16 protein-coding genes, 2 tRNA genes and 3 pseudogenes are annotated in these 21,617 nt (G+C 59.2%); 10 read left to right on the forward strand and 11 right to left on the reverse strand.

The features are described 5' to 3' along the window. Positions 1–356 precede the first annotated feature (356 nt). From ACX3P0_RS07315 to ACX3P0_RS07325, 3 genes and pseudogenes are all read left to right on the forward strand, one after another. Positions 357–787, forward strand: a pseudogene (locus tag ACX3P0_RS07315) (dihydrofolate reductase family protein). A 183-nt stretch (positions 788–970) separates the two neighbouring features. Further along, positions 971–1,612: pseudogene (locus tag ACX3P0_RS07320) on the forward strand (protein-L-isoaspartate(D-aspartate) O-methyltransferase); the annotation flags it as partial. Between the two features lie 279 nt (positions 1,613–1,891). Then, complete coding sequence (locus tag ACX3P0_RS07325) at positions 1,892–2,341, forward strand: hypothetical protein (protein ID WP_459087610.1); 450 nt, start codon at positions 1,892–1,894, stop codon at positions 2,339–2,341. Positions 2,342–2,398: 57 nt separating this feature from the next. On the opposite strand, the gene ACX3P0_RS07330 is transcribed toward ACX3P0_RS07325, so the two are convergent. Beyond that, positions 2,399–2,752, reverse strand: a complete 354-nt coding sequence (locus ACX3P0_RS07330) for a hypothetical protein (protein WP_459087611.1) — start codon at positions 2,750–2,752, stop codon at positions 2,399–2,401. 157 nt (positions 2,753–2,909) lie between these two features. After that, positions 2,910–4,439, reverse strand: a complete 1,530-nt coding sequence (locus ACX3P0_RS07335; protein ID WP_459087613.1) for a winged helix-turn-helix domain-containing tetratricopeptide repeat protein — start codon at positions 4,437–4,439, stop codon at positions 2,910–2,912. Positions 4,440–4,589: 150 nt separating this feature from the next. Between ACX3P0_RS07335 and ACX3P0_RS07340 the strand changes: the two genes are divergently transcribed. Then, the gene (locus ACX3P0_RS07340) at positions 4,590–4,889 is read left to right on the forward strand and encodes a hypothetical protein (protein ID WP_459087615.1); all 300 of its coding nucleotides are present in this window, start codon (positions 4,590–4,592) and stop codon (positions 4,887–4,889) included. Positions 4,890–5,567: 678 nt separating this feature from the next. Then, complete coding sequence (locus ACX3P0_RS07345) at positions 5,568–6,743, forward strand: hypothetical protein (protein WP_459087617.1); 1,176 nt, start codon at positions 5,568–5,570, stop codon at positions 6,741–6,743. Between the two features lie 6 nt (positions 6,744–6,749). Here ACX3P0_RS07345 and ACX3P0_RS07350 read toward each other — a convergent pair whose 3' ends face one another. The 5 genes from ACX3P0_RS07350 to ACX3P0_RS07370 all read right to left on the reverse strand — a co-directional run bounded on the left by ACX3P0_RS07350 (position 6,750) and on the right by ACX3P0_RS07370 (position 12,799). Then, positions 6,750–7,985 (reverse strand): Druantia anti-phage system protein DruA, encoded by a 1,236-nt coding sequence (locus ACX3P0_RS07350; protein ID WP_459087619.1) that lies wholly within the window; start codon positions 7,983–7,985, stop codon positions 6,750–6,752. Further along, complete coding sequence (locus ACX3P0_RS07355) at positions 7,916–8,443, reverse strand: ASCH domain-containing protein (protein ID WP_459087621.1); 528 nt, start codon at positions 8,441–8,443, stop codon at positions 7,916–7,918. The genes ACX3P0_RS07350 and ACX3P0_RS07355 overlap by 70 nt, the downstream gene beginning before the upstream one ends. Positions 8,444–8,938: 495 nt before the next feature. Next, positions 8,939–10,204 carry an abortive infection family protein gene (locus tag ACX3P0_RS07360; RefSeq protein WP_459087623.1) on the reverse strand — a complete coding sequence of 422 codons (1,266 nt, stop codon included), beginning with the start codon at positions 10,202–10,204 and terminating at the stop codon, positions 8,939–8,941. Between the two features lie 131 nt (positions 10,205–10,335). Beyond that, positions 10,336–11,838 (reverse strand): FAD-dependent monooxygenase, encoded by a 1,503-nt coding sequence (locus tag ACX3P0_RS07365; protein WP_459087625.1) that lies wholly within the window; start codon positions 11,836–11,838, stop codon positions 10,336–10,338. Positions 11,839–11,995: 157 nt separating this feature from the next. Then, entirely contained in the window at positions 11,996–12,799 is an 804-nt protein-coding gene (locus tag ACX3P0_RS07370) for a hypothetical protein (RefSeq protein ID WP_459087627.1), read from the reverse strand. Between the two features lie 537 nt (positions 12,800–13,336). Between ACX3P0_RS07370 and dnaE2 the strand changes: the two are divergent. Beyond that, positions 13,337–13,927: pseudogene (gene dnaE2 / locus ACX3P0_RS07375) on the forward strand (error-prone DNA polymerase); the annotation flags it as partial. A 346-nt stretch (positions 13,928–14,273) separates the two neighbouring features. On the opposite strand, the gene ACX3P0_RS07380 reads toward dnaE2, so the two are convergent. The 3 genes from ACX3P0_RS07380 to ACX3P0_RS07390 all read right to left on the reverse strand — a co-directional run bounded on the left by ACX3P0_RS07380 (position 14,274) and on the right by ACX3P0_RS07390 (position 15,556). Continuing rightward, complete coding sequence (locus ACX3P0_RS07380) at positions 14,274–14,783, reverse strand: hypothetical protein (RefSeq protein ID WP_459087629.1); 510 nt, start codon at positions 14,781–14,783, stop codon at positions 14,274–14,276. Continuing rightward, positions 14,780–15,109 carry a hypothetical protein gene (locus ACX3P0_RS07385; protein ID WP_459087631.1) on the reverse strand — a complete coding sequence of 110 codons (330 nt, stop codon included), beginning with the start codon at positions 15,107–15,109 and terminating at the stop codon, positions 14,780–14,782. Before ACX3P0_RS07385 ends, ACX3P0_RS07380 begins: the two co-directional genes overlap by 4 nt. Positions 15,110–15,172: 63 nt before the next feature. Continuing rightward, on the reverse strand, positions 15,173–15,556 hold the full coding sequence (locus ACX3P0_RS07390) for a hypothetical protein (RefSeq protein WP_459087633.1): 384 nt from the start codon (positions 15,554–15,556) through the stop codon (positions 15,173–15,175). 801 nt (positions 15,557–16,357) lie between these two features. Here ACX3P0_RS07390 and ACX3P0_RS07395 point away from each other — a divergent pair. The 3 genes from ACX3P0_RS07395 to ACX3P0_RS07405 all read left to right on the forward strand — a co-directional run bounded on the left by ACX3P0_RS07395 (position 16,358) and on the right by ACX3P0_RS07405 (position 20,749). Further along, positions 16,358–18,007, forward strand: a complete 1,650-nt coding sequence (locus ACX3P0_RS07395; RefSeq protein ID WP_459087635.1) for a hypothetical protein — start codon at positions 16,358–16,360, stop codon at positions 18,005–18,007. 278 nt (positions 18,008–18,285) lie between these two features. Further along, a complete protein-coding gene (locus ACX3P0_RS07400) occupies positions 18,286–18,750 on the forward strand; it encodes a hypothetical protein (protein WP_459087637.1) in 465 nt (154 codons plus the stop codon). Between the two features lie 76 nt (positions 18,751–18,826). Then, a complete protein-coding gene (locus ACX3P0_RS07405; RefSeq protein WP_459087639.1) occupies positions 18,827–20,749 on the forward strand; it encodes an AAA family ATPase in 1,923 nt (640 codons plus the stop codon). Positions 20,750–21,022: 273 nt separating this feature from the next. On the opposite strand, the gene ACX3P0_RS07410 is transcribed toward ACX3P0_RS07405, so the two are convergent. Next, positions 21,023–21,098: transfer RNA gene (locus ACX3P0_RS07410), tRNA-Val, on the reverse strand. 313 nt (positions 21,099–21,411) lie between these two features. On the opposite strand from ACX3P0_RS07410, the gene ACX3P0_RS07415 reads away from it, so the two are divergent. After that, positions 21,412–21,488, forward strand: a tRNA-Asp gene (locus ACX3P0_RS07415). The last annotated feature ends 129 nt before the right edge of the window (positions 21,489–21,617 follow it).

The following is a 21,617-nucleotide window of genomic DNA, read 5'->3' on the forward strand; positions in this document are numbered from 1 at the left end:
CCAGTCCAACTCGATTGTCACCCTATTGTTTTCGCCAACTTCTGCTAATCGCCAGTATTCCCGCCCTCCGCCTGAAGGGGTCACCGCATGGCCGTTCCGCGCCACACTGGTTTTCAGCCTGGGCAAGCCAGCGTTGGACTATGCCACCAAGGACTCACCGGAACGTCAGTGTCTTGTGGTCGTCCAGCTGCCAAACTTTCCCCAAGATCAAGTCATTTGTAGGCTTCACGGTCGCCCAGCTTGAGGCCGCCTGGATGGGAATGTGGGGGACAGGGTTACGACCCTGCTCCCATCCGTCCCGGGATCTGGCTGAACAGCGGAAGCCATAGAGTTGAAAGCCAACGTGAGGAGAGATTTTGTACCAGACCGTCGTAAGAGTGATCTGCGCTATCGGACGGTCGGGACCCTCGAAGGGCGCTTGCCGTGGGAGGGAAACGGGTTACCTGAATATAAGGCTGACGTTGCCCGATTCTTCGAAGTAACAAAAGGTCATGTCTTGGCAGCAGGACCCAACACAGTCGCTAGCGTTCCAGAATTTGCCCGCCGAGATCGCGAGCTATTCGTCCTGCGCTCCGGCATGGATCCACAGGAGACGCTGAAGCGATTTTCGGGTCGCGTCGTTTTTATCGGCGGCGGTCCCCGATCTGGGATGCCTATGCACGCTTTGTCAGCCATTGGGATATCACCAGGTTATGACGGACCAGCCGACCGTTGGTTCGATCCGCAATGGCTAACACAGGCCGTTGGGTCACCTTCTCATGAGCTTGATCGCGGCCCTCGGCAATGAAAGGCGGAATAGCGGCGTCTAGCGGCATAGGGTGATAGAAGTACGCTTACGCCCTGATGCCGGAGTCATCCAATGGTGCGCTGCAATCGGCCGATATTTGACGCGGAATGAGATCGTCATCGATTCAACTTGTATCGGAGCCTGTTTTCTTGCTCTCGGGCATCCGATGCCGGGTACCCTGCCATGCCTGACAGCGCGTATTTGCGTAAGCGAATGGTCGAGGTCCAAATCGCCGTCCGTGGCGTGAGTGACCGAAATGTCCTCGATGCCATGCGCAAGGTACCTCGCGAAAAGTTCGTCCCGCCCCGTTACGAAGAATTCGCGTATGACGATCTTTCTCTCCCAATTGGACTGGGACAGACGATCTCACAACCTTACGTCGTGGCGCTGATGGTCGAGGCAGCTGCAATAAAGCCAAGCGATCGCGTACTGGAAGTGGGTGCTGGCTCCGGATATGCAGCGGCCGTGATCAGCCGGATCGCCGGGATGGTCTTCGCCATTGAACGCCATGCCGTTTTGGGAACGGCTGCTCTGCAGCGCTTCAACGTCCTCGGATATGGAAACATCGACCTGCGGATTGGCGACGGCACAAAGGGCTGGCCCGAGGCCGCGCCATTCGACGCAATCCTGGTAGCCGCCGGAGGACCTGCAATCCCACCGGCCCTCAAAGACCAGCTCGGCATTGGTGGCCGGCTGATCCTGCCGGTTGGAAGCAGGCGTGGCCCGCAACACCTGCTCAAGATCACCCGAATACGTGAAACGCAATTCGACGAAGAGGATTTGGGAATCGTCAGGTTTGTGCCACTCGTCGGGAAACAAGGCTGGGCTTAAGATGCCGGATGTTGATCTGTATCATGGTGCAGTTCTTCGGCAACGCTCGTAGCGACCGCTGAAAGATTGCAAAACTCCAACGGTCGGGAAGCACAGCATTGTTGCCCTGTTTGATCTGGGAATTGCTGTTGTATCCGTCAAGAACCGGCGCGGGCTTGGACGATCAGAAGGAAACTTCCTCAAGGCCACGAAAGGCGGTGACGAATACGGACCTTCGTATTATATTGCGATGCTGGGCACATGGGGGCCAAGCCACCGTTACAGGAGGTTGCCATGAAGCACCAAACACTGGACCAAATGCAGGCGATTGCCGAAGTCCACAAGGACCCGACACAGCTCGGAATGACCCGAACCCAGCGCCTCGAACGCTGGGCAGAATTGCTGAAAATGCATCCGTGTCGGACGCTTGCAGCGCTAGAAGGAACAGAGCATCGCCCAGTCGCCGAGCGGGACACGATGCGCGCAGACGGTTCACCGATATCAGTCGCGTTCGAGGATACGGCCTTACGCGAGGAAGGCTTGGCCGACGACAGTTACGGGGAGGCAAAACGGTTCTTCGAATTGACGGACAAGCAACTGCACGAAATCGTCTGCTACTGCCATATCGGCGCCTCAATGCAGGCTTCCAGGGCCGCGAATTGCGTACGTGCGGCAATTGAAGGTCGCAGCTTTCTCGCTGGGTTGCGACAAACTTTTGGGATGCAGTTTTGGTTTCCGGTGTAAAACCAGAAGCCCGTCACCCATCGGATGAGTAACGGGCTCGACGAGGAGGGCCCATTCTCAAGATAAGCAACGACGCCTTCTAGCATCGGACATCGCGGCTTGTTCTCCCTGAAGTTTTTCGATCTTGTGTCTGTTCTTGATGACCGAAACCGCCTTGCTCCCACCCGGCACCCAAAATGGAATACTGAGCTTGTCGACATTGCCACGGCTGATCGCGACGCCGCTGATCGCCTTTGCCTTGTCACCAATGGCATTGTTGAGGTCAGTGCAGCCGGCTGTTTCGAAATTCGACGGACTGATCCTGTTGGATGCGCAGCCGGTTAACACGAACACGGCGACGAGAATTCCATTCTGAAGCGACTTCATCCGCGAAAGGCGCGCCTCGCGCATCGTGGTGCGAATGGCTATCAAAGTGCGTAGTAATGATTGTCGAGGACAGTGATCTCTATGGCGGCGGGCGTGGCTAGAGCATGAGGACGCGGCGATGGAAGATCAAAACAGTCGTTTGAGGAGCGGCTAGATTAATCCCCATTGCGCGGTCCAGAGAAAATATCGCAGGCGGCCAAGTCTACAGCGGCAAACCCGCCTTGATATAACCGTCGAGGAAATGCTGCCGGTCCTCATTGCGTCTAAAAGGCTGCGTAGCTGCCCAACGAGATGCGAGGAAACCGGGATTTATCTCAAGGAACCGACATGCTTCCTCGTGAGCTTCGGTGAATTGACCTAGCTGCGCCAAGCTCGCAGCAAGGATGCGCTTTGCCGGTAGCCGACCAACCTCCTCCTTGCGGAGAACGCTGACCGCCTGGGTGTAGTGGCCGGCAGCATAGTATGCGAACCCGAGGTCCCAGTAGTACCAACCGGGTGGGTAGGGGTTGAGGCGGAGAGCGCTCTCGCCCCATTCCACGGCATCGTGGGGCAGGCCTTGCAGGACCCTCAAGTTCGCCATGTTCACCATCGTGTCGGCATGGTTCGGATTGATGCGCAGCGCCGTTTCGAACGCGGACTCCGCCTCTTCGAGCACGCCCTCGCAGAGCCGACCAAACCCAAGAACGCTATGCCCCATAGGATCGCTCATATCGAGCGACATAGCCGTTTGAGCGTAAGCGAGCCCGAGAGCCTGGTTCGCGTTAAAGTCCTCCCCGTACTGGTTCGCCGCGCCGTAGTGCGAAACGGCGAGCCATGCGTGGGCCTCCGCGAGGTTCGGATCGAGCTCGGCGGCCTTGGCGAGGAGGGCACGAGCAAGATTGTTTCCGGCGGGCGAGTGCATGACAAGAACGCGCCCGCGAACGAGGAAATCATATGCTTCGATCGTCGTGCGGCGCCGGGGCGCATCATCGAGCACTGGTCCAAGCGGCAGTACATTAGCCAAAGCCGCGACGACTTTGCGCACTACTTGGTCCTGCAGACGAAAGACGTCGGCCAGATCGCCATCAAAGCGCTCGGCCCAAAGGCATCTGTTCATCGTCGCCTCAGTGAGTCGGGCCCCAATTCTTACCTGGCCTGCGGCGCGGCGAACGCTGCCCTCGACGACATAGCGGACGCCGAGTTCCTTCGCGATCGATTGCGTATCGGCGGACCTTGCCTTGAACGCAAACGATGAATGGCTTGCGATCACCACGAGACCCGGCACCGTCGACAGGTCGGTGATCAAATCGTCCACCAAACCGTCGGCGAAATGCGCCTGCTCCGGATCGAGGCTCATGTACGCAAAGGGCAAGACAGCGATTGAGGGATCCGGTTCGCGCGCCGGGCGGGGGTCGACGATTGGAGCCTCGCGCTCCTGGACGGTGAGCGGACCTGCGAACCGATAGCCCACCCGAGGGAAAGTCGCGATCCACTCTTCCCCGTCAGGCGAGACCCGCAGCCGCCTGCGAAGGGCGGCGATCTGGACCGTCAGATTGCTCTCTTCCACGTTGGTATTCGGCCAGGCAGCGTCCATCAGAGCCATCTTGGGCACTACTTGACCGGCCGCCTCCACCAAGGCCTGCAGCAGCGCAAAGGGTTTGCCTCCAATCGCGACAGGCAGGCCGTGCTCGAATAGTGCGCCGTTGCCGGCGTCAAGCACAAAGGGACCAAATGCGAAGCGCTGAGCTTCCATAGCCGATCATACGACCTTCGGAAAAATTTTGCGATCAATTCGGAGCTTCTTCAGGACTAGCACCGCGAAAATCGCCGATGCTCTCCACGTCGAGCCAGCCTGGACGGGAAACTGCCCAAAGCTTGCCCCAGCACCAAGGGAGTAAATGACATGCCTAAATTAGCATTTGCGACGGGTGTGCTTGCCAGCCTGACCGCGCTTTGTGGCTCTTCCGTAGCCGATTCCTCAATGGTCGGTCCCACATACGTCGGGGATCGTGCGGCGGACCCCGAGGACGAGACGTTCGCCTATTTGGTGAAGACTGAAAGCGATCGCCCGTTCGCCTTCATCGGGCCAGCCCGCAATGTGGGTCCCGTCACGGGCAACGCGGAGAGGGACACGATCGGCTACCGGCCGCTGCCCGGAGTGCAGAGAGACGGTATTTGCTCATTCGTGTTCGTGAGTGAGTAGTGAGTTTCAGACGCGGCGAGGGCTACGGATCGCCGCCTGCCGCCGTCCACACGACGGCTTTTGCGGCAGCGAGGCGTTGGTCGGTGCGAATGATCGAATGTCCATCATCATCTTGAAATCTGATCGATGCGATATCGCAGCATCTCTCGTAGAAGGAGCACGGATCGATCCAGGTGACGCGCCCGTTTTCGGCGAGCTCGCGGCCAAGCCGTGGCCTCGTAACTTCTAAGTTCGGGTAAAACAGGGTATCCGCTCGGCTGCCAGTTTGGCTTGGAGCCCCCATTCGAAAAGCCCGAGCGTACCTCCTGCAACGACGTGATTGGGTCAGATCGCGTCGATGCTCCCTATGGAGGCTTAATGTCCGGTTCCGCCCTTCAGCGGCTGAAAGCTGCTGGACGGCAAACGGCCCCGAACCCACCTCGGGAAATCATTTCCCAACACTATCAATTGTTCTGACGTCAACGGCCAGACTGGGGTAGCGGACTGTCAGTTTTTGGAGGCAGAGAGGGGTAAGCGGACCTCCGTCGGTCACTCCGCTTGGCAGCTCTGCGCTTACTTCTCAATCTTCTCTAGCCCAGAATGCTATCCTCGATGTCGTTTGCTCTCGACGTGACGGCTACCCCAGGTACCTCGGACAGTGTATCAAGGATCAACCTTCAGCGTCGTTAGAGAGCATACATGCCTGCGGTGGTCGTCTTCGATACATGCACACGAGCGCAATACTATGCGGACGTGCATCAACTCCTGGCGCTGCCCTCGGGCACGATCCTTCCATATACCTATGAGGAGAAATACTTCAGCCCAGAGGCGTTTGCTTTTTTGCGCGAGCTGAAGGAGACGGACTGCCCCGTCGATATCATCCTGTTCTATGGGCAGTTCAACGACTATGCGAAAGGCTCAGGCGATCCCGAACCCAAGAACCGGATGCTTGATCCGACGGCTTCCGTCCTTATCCCGACGCGCTATGCCAGGCTCCGCAACGTCGCCGTTGAAGAGCGGGTGGGCGGCGATGGTGGCTCACGCACCGTCGTCTACTTCCATATGGAGCTTTCCGGATTTCCGGATCCCGATTCGCAGGCCATTCGACCCCTGCTGGATATGCTGGCAGAAAAAAAGGAGTTGCCCTTCGAAAAGTGGGTTGCCTTGGCGCCGCCGGGGGCCGATCTGTCCGCTTTTCGGCAGGACGGCGTACAACTTTGGGGGAAGGTCGTTGACCGGCTCGCGGCACCGCCGTCGCAGTTTCATGGCGATGTGTTCTGGCGCATAGACCATCTGGAAAAGGAAACCTGGTCGGGCCGGAAAACCATCCTGCCACAGCCCCGTGCCAGCAATAGGTTCGGGCAGAAGGACTACGTCACCGACTATCGCCTCGATCCCTTGTCCACCTACCGGGTGACGCTGTCGAGCTTGGTGCCGGCCGCCGAGGGCAAAGACCTTCCGGATGGCACAGTGGTGACGATCAAGGCAGATGACGCCGAGCATCTCTCGATCCCCGAGCCCAAACAGGCGTTCCGGCGCAACGCATCCAGCCAGTTCAAGATTGACGTGAAGTCGGTCGCGGACATCAAACCACGCTACATCGATCTTTCGCTCACGACGGAAGTTCCTCTGCATGGGTCGCCCTACACACCGGGCTCGCTCGCTAACATCAGCTTGATGACGTCCATTGGGGGCTATCGCGTGGCAGGCCTGCTGATCCTAGCGGTTCTTGGGGTCGTCCTGGCAGTGTGGGGGGGAGTGATGCTCGGGGACGGCAACGTTGCGTTTGGATTGCTGACGATGGCAATTGGCGCGATTCTGACCGTGTTCAGTCTTGCTTTCTTCACGGGCCGGATCAAGCTGCCCGGTGGGTAACTTGGACTAGGTTGCCATCCGTGACAGCGGGATCGGCGATACGCCGCGCAGGTCGGGAATGGCGATACGCTGACGTCTGCGCCATTCCGCGAGAGCGTCGCCAACCGGGATGGTGCGGACGGGAGGCGGCGTGTCGATGCCTGCAATTGTCCGTAGGGCGTCGGTGCAGGCGTCTGAGACCGAGCCGAAATAGTGAGCTACGCAATTTGCAGCCGTGGCGCGGAACGGGATTCCGGCGAGCTTGCAGGCTTGGCGGAAGGCCCGAACCGCAACTGCCGGATCCGTTTCATGGCCGGCAAAGTCTCGGACGCTGACCGTGTTGTCCGCGCGGATCACGTCGATGGCGCGCTGGAACACTGCGTCGGAGAAGAGGTGAGTTGGAAAGTGGAGGGACGGCCGTGCGCCGTGGACCCGTGTGAACAAGGCTCTCTCGCCTCCCGCGGCCCGGTCGGCGAGGTTGAGCCTGTCGTATTGGGCCGCGTTACCGCCCCATCCGCCGGTCGTGGTCAAGCCGAGTACCGGCTGGCCGAATGTCCTTTCGAGATAGTCAATGATCTGGGGAGAGAAACACAGCGAGGCGATCAGTTTGCCCATCCCATGAGCCGTGTAGGGCGTGACGAGCATGCACACGCTGATGTTGTAGATAGACTTGAGCGCCTTGTTGCGCAGATCGATAGCTGCTTGGTTCTTGCGACGTTCGCCGTCCACGGTTTCGAAGAGTTCAGGCCAACCGAGGTGTGCATCGCGAGCGCCCCCGAAATACATCGGCGACTTGAAAAGGATTGCTCCCATTAGGCGCTTGGGTTGAGGCGTGGTGTCAAAGACGAGGACTTTCGTATTACGGAAGTTTCTCGTGTCGGCGGACATCGACTGCCCCCACACAACGTAGTCGAAGAGCCATGTGTCCGCGGTGCTCGTGCACACGAGGAGTTCTGGCTGGACCTGGACGAGATTCACGTCGAATGGGTCGAAGAAGCCCTGGGGTAGGCCGGCCTCGAGCTGAGTCAGGTGTGCTTTTTGCCCGCGCAAACGGTGAGCCATCGCGGTTTCGCGCAGTTCGATAGAACCAGTTGACGCAACTGCTGGATCCCAGACGAATACCTTGAGACCACCGACCGAAATCAGGGCGATGTCGTCCCGACCGAAGGTTTTGAGGTCGGATGCGAGAGCCTCTACAAAAGCTGCAACTGCAGATGTGACGCCCTTGTTGCCTTGCTCGCTGACGACGATGCTTCGGTACATTGCACAACCCCCGGCTTTGTCAGATCAACGAAAGTGATCGCTCCCGACGGATGGTTGTAAGCGACTGGTCGTGAATAAAGAATGGGCCGCGAAACAATCCAGGCAAATGTCTTTGAGGTCACGCCGTCCTTCGCAGTGTATGGCGCGCGCCCTTCGCGTTCGATCTCGTCCCGTTCCTCACGGGACAGCGCGCCGGTTTCGATCAACGTGTCGAAATCCACGGGACCGACACAGTCGTCGAGGTGGCATTCGCCATAGATCAAGCCCGAGCCGGAACGGATCAATGCCAGTCGGCCGCGAATCTTGGTGGAAGTGCCACGGAGTTCCCAGGTCTTTCGTCCCATAAGAATCTGCGAGATCCACGGCTCGCGGATCATCAGGCCCCGATCAGGAACGGCGGGGTCAGCCTGACGTCTGTGTGGTCCATCTGATTGGTGTGAGTTGGCGGTCCGTTTCATCGCTCCAATATGGCATTGTTTCTTAGCGAGACCAATCGTCCACGATGGTTTCCTGCACTGCGATCTGACTGTTAGCTTTGCATGATCGAAGGTCTGAAGGTTCCAGTCTCCGTTCGACCTCGATGCAACCAGTAGTCCTTTGCTCAACGAATGGTAGCTTCTGGGGCGCGCGTCTAAAGCTGGAATGTCCGAGTTGGGGTCGGCATCCGAATGTCGGCTCTCTCCGTTTCCTGGTCAGAACGGTACAGTCCGCATTCGGCCCCAATCTGCCTCGGGAAATCATTTCCCAGTTTCGATTGGTGGGACGACGTCAACGTTCAAAGCGGGATGAATTTTTTGCCAGTCCGGTTCTAGTCGGCGGATTCGAGAAAGCCGCCATTCATGTAACCATCGTGCTGCGACGGAAACGCGCCTCCATGTTGAACATTCGCGAGAAGCTTTCTTTCGGCAAAAAGCGACGGCCCGGCGGTTCCGCAATAACGCGACCAAAGAGATTTATGGGTCGGTTTCGTCTGCCTTTGGTGCTGCCCGCTGATGATGCGTTTCGGTCATGAAGTCGATAAATGCAACCGCCGCACCGACTGCCAATCTGGCATGTCGGGGTTCGAGACCACGATGCTTGCCGTCGCGGCCATGTCCGGAGCCGTAAAGGCCGCGCAGCTCAGCAAGGTACTGCGTGAGTGCCGTGAGATTACGCAGGATCAGACGAACCGTCTCGGCACCCCTCGCCATGTCCGGAATGCCTTCCGGAACCAGCTTCAGTTCTTTCGCCAGAAGTTTGGTCAGCTCCGGCAGATCGGCCTTGCGTGAGACCTCGATGCCGCGCTTAGTCAAGATCGTCTTGCAGCAGGTTTCGACAAGGTCTTTCGCCGTGCCGATCGCAAGCGCAGGATCACGTTCCACCGCGTTTTCGAGCCGCTGGATTTCTTTTTGCATCCAGCCGGCATCCAGCGCATCCGCCACTGTCCGCGCACGCGACGCGGAACGGCCACCGCCCGTCAGGGCACGCTGTGGGACGAAGCGCGACCGACCGGCGATCTTTTCTTCTTCGATGAGCTGCCAACCTTCTATGCGCAGTTGGTCGTTGAACTCCAAGACAAGCTTGAGGGCCGCGTTACGGTCGGGCCTCACAACGGGGTGTACCATCTCACATAGGAACCGTAGGAAGCCGTCTGTAGGTCCCTGCAAGAGGTTGAACCGTTGATCGCTGAACACCCAATCGTCATCCCAATCCTCCGGATTGTTGATGCGATGCTGCCAGATATCGCCTGCTGCGTCCTTGAAACGTGAGTCGTTTGAGGGAAGCGCCTGGAGGTCGTAGAGGCGCTGGAGGAATTCAACCTCGCCGAGCCTTCCGCTCCAAGGAACATTGTCGAGCGTCAAACCGTCAATAATGTTCTGGCGAACCTCGCGCGACAGGTCCTCGCCGCTATGGCGCCATTCAGGGCGCGGCTGCACTTTTGGGGCGATCGTGACGCCGAACCAATCGGTGCTGAACTGTTCGATCACGGGTTTAAGCCGCGATGCGATCTGCTCTTCGAGCAATTCGCGCTTAGCGCCAAGTGCGGCGTAGGCGGTAGGGTCTACCTGGAGGGTGAAAGTCCAGATCCGCGTGCCTCCGTTCCAGTTGTCGTAGCCCGTTTCTTCTATACTGGGGGTCGCGATCCGCAGGATATGGAAAGCGTCCGTCAGCCCTTCGGCGGACAGCATCGCCGCCGCCGTCGCGAGGTAGCTTTCAGGGTCTTCGGCGATTTCCTTCATACGCCCTCCGGCAGTTGCCGACCGAATGCTCGGGGTCAGCGGTCACATACTAAACTGCAGCTTCTAGCGACTTACTAACCAAAACCGGACGGTCAGCAAACGGCCCCGAAGCAGCAGTTGCGGGCGGAGCGCTACACCGCAGCAGGGGATCCGAACCAGGTCGCGAGCGCGTCGGTGAGGCCCGTCTGGGTTTTGTCCCCAACCCAGGCGACATGACCGTCAGGTCGGATCAACACGGCAGTGGGAGCGCTCACCGTTCCAAGATCGGGAAGCTCCCACGGGCCCTCATACTTGGCGTCGGTCAACTGTACTCGATCTGCCCAAGGCGTGATGTCGAGGCTGCCGGGCTCACCGAGGTTGAGAAGAGCCGGCCGGGCATCGTGGAGAAGGGTGAAGACCCGCACTGTGCCATTGGCGGTGACCAGGTCAAGGTCGGGCATGCGGCGGCCGAGCAGTGGGTGTCCCGTTCCAAGGTCGTAGTGAATGTCGAGCCCAGACATCATTGCGGCAAATCTCCGGCGAGGTTCGTGCATGCCGAGCAATTCGGCCATGATGTCGCGGAGAGCCTTCGTGCGTACGTCCTCGCGGCGAAGCACGACGGAGGCTCGCGTGTTGCGCAGCACCCGTGCACCCACCGGATGCCGCTCAGCATGGTAGGTGTCGAGCAGGCTCTCCGCCGAAATTCCCTTCACCACCTGTGCCAGCTTCCATCCCAGGTTCACCGCATCCTGGACCCCGGTCTGGAGGCCCTGCCCACCGTCCGGGGGATGTATGTGGGCGGCGTCGCCAGCCACCAGCACCCGCCCCTTGCGGTAGGTCGCGGCCTGCCGGGTCGCGTCGGTAAATCGGGAGACCGAAATGGGCGAGTGGATTCCGTAGTCGGTCCCGTAGACGGCGATGAGTGCCTCGCTGAGATCGCGCAAGGTGGGTTCGGTCGTCCGGCCGACCTCTCGTTCGGTGACCAGTACCCCGACCGGCCCCTCATTCGCGTAGATGATCTGGCCGTCGCGGATTTCGTACTTCACCCGACCGATGGAATGGATGCCAAGGGCGTCGCGGCGGGTGCCCCATTCTGGCGGCTCCTCCGCTAGCTCAGCTTGAGCGATCAGATTGCTGGTAGTGGGATCGGTACCAGGGAATTCGATACCAGCCGCCTTGCGGATGAGGCTACGTCCTCCGTCGCACCCGACGAGATAGTGTGCCCGCAACGACCGGCCGTCGCTGAGTTCAACGTCGACACCGGTGTCGTCCTGGGCAAAGCCCTTCACCTCGATGCCACGATAGATCGGTACCCCGAGTTCAGCGACCCAGCCGGCGAGGATGCGCTCGATATGGGCCTGCCACAGCCCGAGACTGTAAGGGTGGCGGGTAGCGAAGTTGCTGATGTCGAAATGGACCCCGGCAAACCCGGTGACCTGTGCCTTCTGTCCCACGGCGAGGAACCGCTCGGCAATGCCGCGCTGATCCAGTATCTCGATGGTGCGAGCGTGAAGACCGCCCGCACGGGAGCCGGGGAGCTCCGGAGTCGGGCGCCGCTCGACAATGGCGACGTCGACGCCCGCCAGCGTCAATTCGCCCGCCAGCATCATCCCTGTCGGGCCGGCCCCGGCGATCACCACCGCATGTTGGGTCATCTGTCGCTCCCCTGCTTGGCCAAGGCTTCAGAGCTTACGCACAAGTCGAAGATTGCCAATTCTTGAACTGAACTATTTTCACCCAAGATAATGGGTAGGCCAACATCCCGTGGATACGCCCGGAGGTCTGTAAAATAATTTTACCAACGATCGGCCCTCAAGGTTGCGGATTCTCTTTAACGCCTTTCCCGTTGTCGATCGACCAGGCAAGGAGTGGGAGAACTCCCGCTGACAGCCAGGTGACCAGTTCGTCCCGTGGCCAGCTATCGCGCCCGCCGAGGACCCACAGTAGTTCCGTCACACTCCGCCACTTGCTGTCTTCGGGAAATTGAATCACCTGTGACGCGGCTGAATTGCCCGGATTGAGCTCGACGAAGAGGGTCAGGTTTTGGAGTTGGAAACGGGTTAGCCTGGCCAAGTGTTCGATCTTGTCAGCCAACTGGCCCTTCAGCACCCGCTTGCCCTCCTTTGCCGGGAGAATAGCTGTTTCAACATGACCGATGATCTCGGCGACGTTCCGGGCAAACTCGGCTACGCCGAATTTCAGCTTTGCCTGCGCATTCGCCCGGAGCCCCGCGATTCCGCCAGCGTCGGGCAGGTCGGAAGCCGTAGTGTCTTTCTCTCCGCCGATAATGGCGGCAACCTGTTTGCCGGTCAGTCTCAGTCCGGCTTCGAATTCGGCAAGGACCTGGGGTAGGTGTTCCGGCGAAGCGGCAAGCTTGCCCATGATAGTTGCGGGCACCCTTGCCTGGACTAACCGCGCTTTGTGATCTTTGAGGACGGTCGCTATCATGATGAAGCTGTGGACATGCTGGCGGGTATAGTCGGACACGGTAGCCAACCATTTGCCGAACGAGCCTTTTGGAATAAGCTCCATCGCAATGGCAAAATCCTCGCCATTTTCAAAGGTTTCCTCGGTCGTTCGCCGCCCCGATTTCCCAAGCCTGTCCTCGACCTTCATTACGAGCGTCAGTTCGTCGGGTTGCAAGTTGAGTTCGGAATAGTCGAATGCCTCCGGTCTTCTTCCGTGGCGTTTTGGTCATCCTTCATCCCCGTCAAGTGGTTTCAAGGTAGGGCCGAGATGTCGGTCGCCGACGTGGGTTACGGCTCGCGGTCTACGGCCCCGGGGTGGATGATTGGCCTATGGCGTCGCGGCGGCGGCGTCAACCCGGATGTTCCGCTAAGCCATTGTCAACAATATGCTTTATGTCTGCCCGGAGTCCTTTCAAGAATCAAAATTCAAGTAGGGCCCATCCTGGCATCTCCAAGGAATCGAGGCGATCGTGTCGGCGGCAGGCACTCAGAAGTCTGCCGATCAAGGAGGCTTGCACAAAGGCCCGTCCAGACGCGGGAAAAGTCCGAGAAATCCGGCGTGTACAGTGATCACTGAGGGGAAGTAGCCACGAAGGTATCGACTGTCTAGAAATGCCGCGAAGGATTCACCGACCGCCCGATAGGACGAGTCTAAGTCGGAGTGAGCCCGTCTTGAACCGTGCGTCTGGCCAACTCCGATGCCGCCCGGATCGTTGCCGTTCGTACCGACCGATCTTTTGCCTCGGTCGACGATCTCTGGCGACGTGCGGGCGTTCCAGCCGCTTCGCTGGTTGAGCTTGCCGAGGCTGATGTCTTTCAGCCATCCTCGGGACTCGCACGTCGAGAAGTACTTTGGGCAATCAAGGCGTTGCGCGACCAGCCATTGCCCTTGTTTGCCGCCGCCTCGGTCCGCGAAGCCGAAACCGTTCTTGAAATCCATGAACCTGCCGTCACGCTGCGGCCGATGACGGCCGGCAGTGAGGTGGTCGAGGACTACAGTCATGTCGGGTTGACGCTGCGCGACCATCCCGTCAGCTTTCTCAGGAACGATCTTCGGCGGAGGCGTATGGTTTCCTGCGCAGACGCCATGGCCGCGCGCGACGGCCGCTAGCTGGAAGCGGCAGGCATTGTGCTTGTCCGCCAGCGCCCTGGATCGGCAAAGGGCGTGATGTTCATCACGATCGAGGACGAAACAGGGATCGCCAATCTGGTGGTGTGGGAGAAGATATTCGAGAAACATCGGCGCATTGTGCTGTCGGCTGGAATGATCGGCGTCTAGCCGATTGGACGGTCGACGAACGAATTACGCAGGATCTTTACAACGGGGTGTTCCAAAGAAAGACCCCGCCGGAATGGGATCTCGGCAGGACGCGGCTGTTTCATGACCGCGTCTGAGGATGATGATGAATCCTGCAGACGACAGCGACAAGCCCATCTACAAAAAAAGAACGCTCAGTGGAGCACGAGCAAGATGACGACTGCGATCGCCAAGGCGCTCGCGAAAAACGGAGCGAAATGCATCGCCTCGTGTTCTATAGATTTTACCCGAGACGACGATCGCTGATCGTGGATTTGATTGGCTCGCCCTCGCATAGACATGTTGTTGCCTCCATGTTGCCTCATTAAAACATGGCCCTTCCTGCCGACGACGGCAAGGGCGCGTCACGGTATTTCCTGGCGAGTTCGACGACGAGCGAACCGTATGCAGGGCACGATGCGACGCGTTCCGCCGATGCACTCGCGAGCGCGTGGCCAAGGGCGACGTCGGCCTTGTCGAATCTTCGACCATTGGCTTCGTGGTCTGGATCGAGGCAGGCGACGGCTCGGATAGCATCGTGCGCAGCGTGGGCGATCTCCCGGGCAGGGGGCGACTGGCGAGACTGGGTCTCGTATTCCGACAGGGTCATACCGTGGCGGGATCCTACGGCTTTGGCGACGACCTGCCTGAGGCCCCCGCGGCGCCTGGTGGCTTTCAGATGATCTTGGCGAATGCCATCCGGCGAAGAATTGAAAGCTTCGACGAAGACGTCGGGATCATCCCAGATGCTGATTTCTTCCGCGCCGCCCTCACTACGTGAAACTCGCTCATTTTGATTCAGGATCAGTGAGTAATGGGGGGAGGAGCCGCTCATGGTTTCGTCTCCCCGATCCGTGATCCGGCAACCAAGCGTTCGAAACGAGAGTTCTTTCCGACAAGCCGACGGCGTAAAACTCGTTCGACTTTCAAACTGTCGTAACCCATGCGGGCTAGCGCGACGACAGCGCCCTGTAAAACCTCGTCGAGAGCTTTCGATCGCCGACGTTCTGTCGAAAGCTTTCGCAAAAAGGCATACACGCCGACGGCGACGGCGGTGTCGATCATGCCGACTTCAGGAACCCGCTCGATGCGGAGCCGTTCTCGATATCTCCGCTGCTCTTCCCGATGCGTGTCGTCCGGGACAATCGCTTCCCTCGGCATGTCGTCCTCCCTCACTACGTGACCTCACTACGAGAGTGTTCGGGAGCGCGATGAAAGCGACAACTACCGTTTGCGAAGCAACTTGGGTTTGAGCTTCCCGGAACGGGCATGCGCCGAGACCGTCATCGGCAAACCCGGCTTCGACGGAAACACGGCCATCAGGACTCGCCTGATCTCGTCGGCCCCCGGTGCACCAGTCGCCAGGATCGCCAGCGCCGCATCGGCAAGCGTGTCACGGACATTGGGCGAAGTCGGCTCCGGTTCGACCGTTGCGGCTTCGCGTTGCCGTGCCCGATGTTCGGCAACCCTGGCACGGTTGTATGCACGGCGGTCTTCGACACTCATATCACGGACGGTAGGTGGAGGCTTCGGAAGCAGCGTGTAGCGGAGCCATAGGTCGTCGATGGTGGTCTCGGTCATGTCGTCCTCCCAGTGCTTTCTAAACATGATTGTTCAGGAGTCTGCATGAATCAATGCATTACATGTAATACAAGAAAATAATCCAACTCACTCGAGGCTTCGGAAGGTACCTTCGGCATGCGTTGACATGAAACCCGTCTGCGGAGCCAGGACACAGACGCGGAGCCACAAGCCTACGGCCTCAGGATTCACGCAGCCCCAAGGCCTTGGGTTTCGAATCCGAAGTGCAGCCTGGCAGGACTGGCACTGACCTTCATCAAAGAGCGGGATCTAAACCCCTGTCCGAAGGACCATACCACGGATCTTTCTTTCTTCGCCGTAGGCGTGCGTTGACGATCTCCTCCGGAGCCGTGGCTTCCTGTTCAAGGAGCCCATATGCGTAAGCACTTCCGAATCCCCATACAGCCCGCAGGGCTATTAATTCTATAGTATATCCCCCTAGGATTCCGATGAATTTGGTTGACGGAGACAGGGCCAGCCTGACCGAAACGGCGATTATTAAAACGAGGAAATGTCACTTCCAGGGGATTAAAACGAGGAAATGTCAGTCTTTCCGCGCCATATTCCGAGTCCTTCCTCGGCACGGCCGTCCGAATCCGCAACCTCCTGGGAGGAGCTATTAGTTCTATAGTATATCCCCCTGAAAATCGGCCGTATTCCGTTGACGAGCACAGGCTACGGCTGGCTGAAACGGCAATTATTAAAACGAGGAAATGTCAGTAGCCGGGTATAAAACGAAGAATCGTCATCCAGCCCTCGTTTTAATGCTTGTGGCTGTTATGCCTGCCGGTCACCCTCAATGCAGGAATGGGGAAACCTACAATGGAAATGCAGACCAAGCCGCTTATTGGACGACGCATCAAAGCAGCCGATCTCGTGAAAGCGATCACCGATCCGGCGGAGATGAAGCTGCAGCGGCCCGAGGCTCCGAAGCCTTCGGTCGCCATCGAATCCATGTCGGTGATCGGCAAGGACAAGCTTCGTGCCGGCGACCAAGCCATCTACGAAATCCTTTGGGCCTGGGCTAGGGAGCAGGACGTCGAAGCCGACAAGTATGTCATCCCTGCCGCTTACGTGCGGTCGTATCTCGCGCAAGGCGAGAAGGGTGACGGGCATGCGCACAACGATCGCCTCGTCGATGCCCTAGAACGCCTTTCGACGACGCATGTAAGGTACGCCGTCCGCGACGACGCTTTCCGCGAACGCGGCACGGTGCCTTTGGTGACGGCCAAGTTGCGCGAACGCCTGTCCGACGGCGTATCGACGGTGCACTACAGCTTCGATCCCGCCGTTCGGCAACTGATGTTCTCGGACCGCTCCATGGGCTGGCTCGAACTCAGCGTCTACCCTCACTTCCGCAACAAGTATTCGCCGCGGCTGTATCAGCGCATGGCCCTGAGGGCAGGGTATACCGAGGAATATCAGAAGGACTGGGTCCTCTCACCCGAGGAACTGGCACGGGAACTTGGCTACGGATGGCAAGGTGACTTCCGTTATCACGACTTCCGCAAGAACGCCCTCGATCCGGCGCTTGCCGAAATCAAGAAGCACTCGAAGAAGGTTCACTTCCTCGTCCACGATCCTGTCACCGAATCCTTGGGGCGCGGTCGGCCAAAAGTAGTTGAGCTAAGGTTCACGATCACCCGGGGTATAGACCCGCATGTCATGTCGACGAAGGCCGGGTTATTGACGATGGAAGAAGCGGTGCTGCTGAAGCGCGCCGACCATGTCCATGACGCCAAGTTTTTGCCGTCGGTCGGCGCCTTCGCCCGTGTCTACAAGCGCGACACGCTGTCGGCCAACCATCTCACAGGAGACCTGCCGAAACCCGTCGATCTGCTGCAGGCATGGTGGTCTGCCTTGGACGAAGCCGTCGACGGATATGACTACAAGTCAGGGCACCAGGGACCCGCCCGCGGCATCGACATATTCGGCGAGAAGCTGTGGACGCTCATCGAAGGATTCGGTACGGACGACGCATTCGCCAAATGGGCGGAAGCGTCGCGTGAGACAGGCCGTTTCCTCTCTCGGCTAGAAGACTACGCTCCTGCCGAAGCGGAACCCGAGCAGCGGCCTTCTGACCCGGTTGCCCGTCGCCAGTGGCACATCGACCGTTCCGTCAAGGAAGCCCTGTGCCGCGTGAACAACCTGATCGAAATCGAGAAGGGAGTTTTCCTGCCCCGGCGCTGGGACGAGGCCATGGTTTGGCTCTATTGCGACCATGAGATCGAGCCTTGGTACATGGTCGCCGACGACATGGGAGCCGACTTCGGCATCCTGTCGAAGGCCTTAGAACTGATGCAAGTCCACGCCGACAAACTCGGTGTCATGAAATCCCGTGTCATGAACAAGCAGCGCAGGATCACGCTCCGGAACCTGCTTCGTGCGCTCGAAGCACGGAACTTCGCGCGCATGGCGAAGATCGCCGTTGCCGTCATCGCCAGATACAAGGATGCCGAGCCGAAGGAAGTCCGATAGTCCGGGTTGACGTCGCACCCGCGAGCCCGGTATCGGAGAAGGGCGATCGCACTTCCTTAGATCTTTTGGTCTACGGTGATCGTCGAACAGGAACCCGAATGATGACGCTCTCCATACGCATAGCTGCCTGATTTTGACCGCGCCCCCCGGCGCGACCGCAGCTACGTATTCAGGAGAGTGTTACGGGTTACGTCCGCAAGTTTTACACCGCAGATTCGCATTTCGGCCATGAGGCCATCATCGGCCATTGCAACAGGCCGTTCTCATCCGCGCCCGAAATGGATCGCTACCTCATCGACCGCTGGAACGATGTCGTCGGCAAGGAAGACCTCATCTATTATTTGGGGGACTTCGCCATTGCCGATGCCGAGTATGCCCGTTGGGCTTTCCACCAGTTGAACGGTCGCAAGGTTCTGATCCTTGGCAACCACGACACGCGCCGTGGCCCGCAGGACATTCTGCAGCACATCGTCGATCTGCCGTGGGATAGGCCGCCTGTCGAATCCTTGGAGGTCAATGACGAGGGCTGCCGCGTGTTCCTGTCTCACTACGCGCACCGCACGTGGCAGGGCGCGCACCGTGAGAACTCTTATCATTTTTACGGCCACAGCCACGCGAAGATCCCGCACCTTGGCAGGTCTCGGGATGTCGGCGTCGACTGTGAAGACGTTGCCTTCACGCCGCGGACTTTCAAAGAACTCGTAGCCGCGCTGCCCGGCCTCGAGACGGCCATCGTCCACTAGGCCGCCGCCTACACATTTCAAATTCGCTCCGTGGTCCAGCATCCCGCTGGGTGGCGGAGCTTGGAAAGAAATCGCAATGGAACAGAAACGCAAACAACGGAAAGGTATCCCCGTCGGCCTCAAAACCCTGCCGCAGATGATCGCATATTTCGGAATCGCGAGGGCCTGCCGTCGGGTCCCCGCACTCGTCGCACGCAAGCCCATCGTCGTTGGCTTGGTGATCCCTAAAGATCAAGCAGACCTTTACAAACGGGTCGCGAGCATCATCGTTGAGAGCCGGAAGTTTCGGCTCGACGGCGAGGCATCGGTCATCTCCGTCGACACTGATCCGCGGCGACGTGCGAAAAATGAAGGCGACATTTGGGAGAGCGTACGCGACTACGATCGTGTCGTCGCGCTCGCCGAAAGTCGGGATCACCTGCCCCAGCGGTTCGCATTGCTTGCCGACGCGATCGTCGAAGCGCCGCCCATTTCCGCGCGCGACGTCGCGGGTGCCGCTCGAGTCCTGTTCGATATCGACATGACGGCGGCGGACGCGGAAATCGCCGCAGCGGCATCGTTCGACATCCTGGCAGGAGCATTCCGCAAAGGACGGCCTCTCGCCGCGACGATGCGAGTACTGCGCGATGCAATGGCCGTTGCGGATAAACCCGTGGACTCGGGACCGACGCTCGACGATCTGCACGGGATGGGTGAAGCCGGTGAATGGGGCAGGGAACTCGCCGTCGACCTCGCCGACTGGCGAGCCGGAAAGATTCCGTGGTCCGACGTCGAACGCGGGATTCTTTTGAGCGGTGCTCCCGGCACGGGAAAGACGACTTTCGCGGGCGCGCTCGCACGGACATGCGACGTCACTCTTATCGTCGGCTCGTTTGCAAAATGGCAGGCATCCGGAACGGGCCATCTGGGTGACATGCTTGGAGCCATGCGCAAAGCGTTCGACGAAGCGAAGACAAAAGCACCGAGCATTCTGTTCGTCGACGAACTCGATAGCGTCGGCGACCGTGAAAAATTCAGGGGGGACAACGCCTCCTACGGCGTTCAAGTCGTCAACGCATTTCTCGAGTGTGTTGACGGTATCGACGGGAGAGAAGGCGTGGTCATCGTCGGCGCTTGCAACAATCCCGCCGCGATCGATGCCGCAGTCCTCCGCCCGGGGCGACTGGATAGGCACGTCGTCATCCCGCTTCCCGATGCCTCGGGCCGCGAAGGAATCCTTCGGTGGCATCTGCAAACCGCGCTGGCAGACGAGGACCTGTCGCATGTCATCGAAAGAACGGAGGGAGCTTCCGGAGCGGCTCTCGAGCAGCTGATCCGTCAAGCTCGTCGGACGGCTCGGCGTGCCCGTCGGGACATGCGTCTAAGAGACCTCGCCGAAGAGTTGCCCGCGCTCGTTCCGGTGCCCGCTGCCACCCTTTGGCGCACCGCAGTACATGAGGCAGGGCATGCCGTCGTCGGGCTTGCCGCTGGCAGCCGTTGGAAAATTGTCAGGGCAGCGGTCGCGCAAGCGATCCCCGACACCGGGGTACCGCATCAGGCGGGCGGTGTTCTGTGGGAAGATGACAGCCGCTACACCATGTCGGCAGACGACTATCGCGCTCGTATTATTCGGGGCCTCGGCGGCTTGGCGGCTGAGGAAATCTTGTTTGGATCGCGGACTGATGGCGGCGGCGGCATCCCGGGAAGCGATCTGTATAACGCCACCATCGCCGCCGCCGCTATGGAGACGTCGATGGGGCTCGGAGGCAGCCTTGCGTACCTTTCCTCGTACGCGCCGGAGGAACTCCTGCATCTCGTTCAGTACGACCACGTGTCGCGCATGCGCGTCGAGAGAACGCTCGACGAGTGCTACGAGGAAGCGAAGAAAATCGCGCGGGAACGTCGCCCCGACGTCGAGCGACTGGCGCGTGCGCTCGTCAAAAAAGGGAGGCTGTCGGGTGCGGAGGTTGCCGAAATCCTGGACGAGCAACCACGGCTGATGTTGGTGTCGCCGAACTGATCGATCCTTACCGCTCGGGAAGTATCCGCGTGAAGGCGCGAAACTTCCCGAGCGGTAAGAACGCTGATCTGACACTTATAAGTTACAAACTCAAATTGAGATGACGTGGAATGACGTGCAGGAAACTCGCCACACTCCTTATAAAAGTCTCGTAGCGAGCCGAGGCCTTGCTTTTCAAGGGTTTGCGGCCATCCAAACGGTAGCGGTATCGGTAGCGGTAAAAATAAAGGCCACCGAAGCGACCTTATAAGTTATTGAAATCGTTGGATAAAGTGGTGGGCGATGACGGACTCGAACCGCCGACATCCTCGGTGTAAACGAGGCGCTCTACCAACTGAGCTAATCGCCCGCTCCGGCGGCAGCTTTAAGCAGGCCGGGCGGCGTTTCGCAAGGCCTAATCCATGACGCCCGAATGTGAGTACCGATTTCGGGGCAACGACATGCATGGAAACACGGGTTTGCGGCTCAGACCACAAATATGCTGCCGATACGCTTTACTGAGCGAATTGCGTCATCTGCGGCGCCGATCTTGCCGGCTTTCGCGGCGCGGTGGAAAAACCTTCGGCTCTTTTCATTTATGCCGCTTCGGCATGCTTGACACCCTGCGACGAAACCCCTATCCACCCGCTCGACGCACACGGCTTGCCGGGTTCGTCTGAAGCGCGGGTGTAGCTCAGTCGGTTAGAGTGCCGGCCTGTCACGCCGGAGGTCGCGGGTTCGAGTCCCGTCACTCGCGCCAGTAATCCCAAGGGGTTACTGGCCTCCATAACGAAAGTTTTAACTTTCATTTTTGGCCTAGTTTCAACTTTTTGTATTTGTTGTGTTCGCGTCCGAGCAATCTCCTGCCTTTCAGGCGGGAATCGTCGCC

The sequence above is a fragment of the Mesorhizobium sp. A556 genome (assembly GCF_054489545.1).

Coding starts and splice junctions, on each gene's coding strand:
- ACX3P0_RS07345 (WP_459087617.1), top strand. CDS start 5,568: ATGCCTGCGGTGGTCGTCTTCGATACATGCACACGAGCGCAATACTAT.
- ACX3P0_RS07405 (WP_459087639.1), top strand. CDS start 18,827: ATGGAACAGAAACGCAAACAACGGAAAGGTATCCCCGTCGGCCTCAAA.
- ACX3P0_RS07365 (WP_459087625.1), bottom strand. CDS start 11,838: ATGACCCAACATGCGGTGGTGATCGCCGGGGCCGGCCCGACAGGGATG.
- ACX3P0_RS07395 (WP_459087635.1), top strand. CDS start 16,358: ATGCAGACCAAGCCGCTTATTGGACGACGCATCAAAGCAGCCGATCTC.
- ACX3P0_RS07385 (WP_459087631.1), bottom strand. CDS start 15,109: ATGCCGAGGGAAGCGATTGTCCCGGACGACACGCATCGGGAAGAGCAG.
- ACX3P0_RS07400 (WP_459087637.1), top strand. CDS start 18,286: ATGGATCGCTACCTCATCGACCGCTGGAACGATGTCGTCGGCAAGGAA.
- ACX3P0_RS07340 (WP_459087615.1), top strand. CDS start 4,590: ATGCCTAAATTAGCATTTGCGACGGGTGTGCTTGCCAGCCTGACCGCG.
- ACX3P0_RS07350 (WP_459087619.1), bottom strand. CDS start 7,985: ATGTACCGAAGCATCGTCGTCAGCGAGCAAGGCAACAAGGGCGTCACA.
- ACX3P0_RS07360 (WP_459087623.1), bottom strand. CDS start 10,204: ATGAAGGAAATCGCCGAAGACCCTGAAAGCTACCTCGCGACGGCGGCG.
- ACX3P0_RS07355 (WP_459087621.1), bottom strand. CDS start 8,443: ATGAAACGGACCGCCAACTCACACCAATCAGATGGACCACACAGACGT.
- ACX3P0_RS07380 (WP_459087629.1), bottom strand. CDS start 14,783: ATGAGCGGCTCCTCCCCCCATTACTCACTGATCCTGAATCAAAATGAG.
- ACX3P0_RS07335 (WP_459087613.1), bottom strand. CDS start 4,439: ATGGAAGCTCAGCGCTTCGCATTTGGTCCCTTTGTGCTTGACGCCGGC.
- ACX3P0_RS07390 (WP_459087633.1), bottom strand. CDS start 15,556: ATGTTTAGAAAGCACTGGGAGGACGACATGACCGAGACCACCATCGAC.
- ACX3P0_RS07370 (WP_459087627.1), bottom strand. CDS start 12,799: ATGAAGGTCGAGGACAGGCTTGGGAAATCGGGGCGGCGAACGACCGAG.
- ACX3P0_RS07325 (WP_459087610.1), top strand. CDS start 1,892: ATGAAGCACCAAACACTGGACCAAATGCAGGCGATTGCCGAAGTCCAC.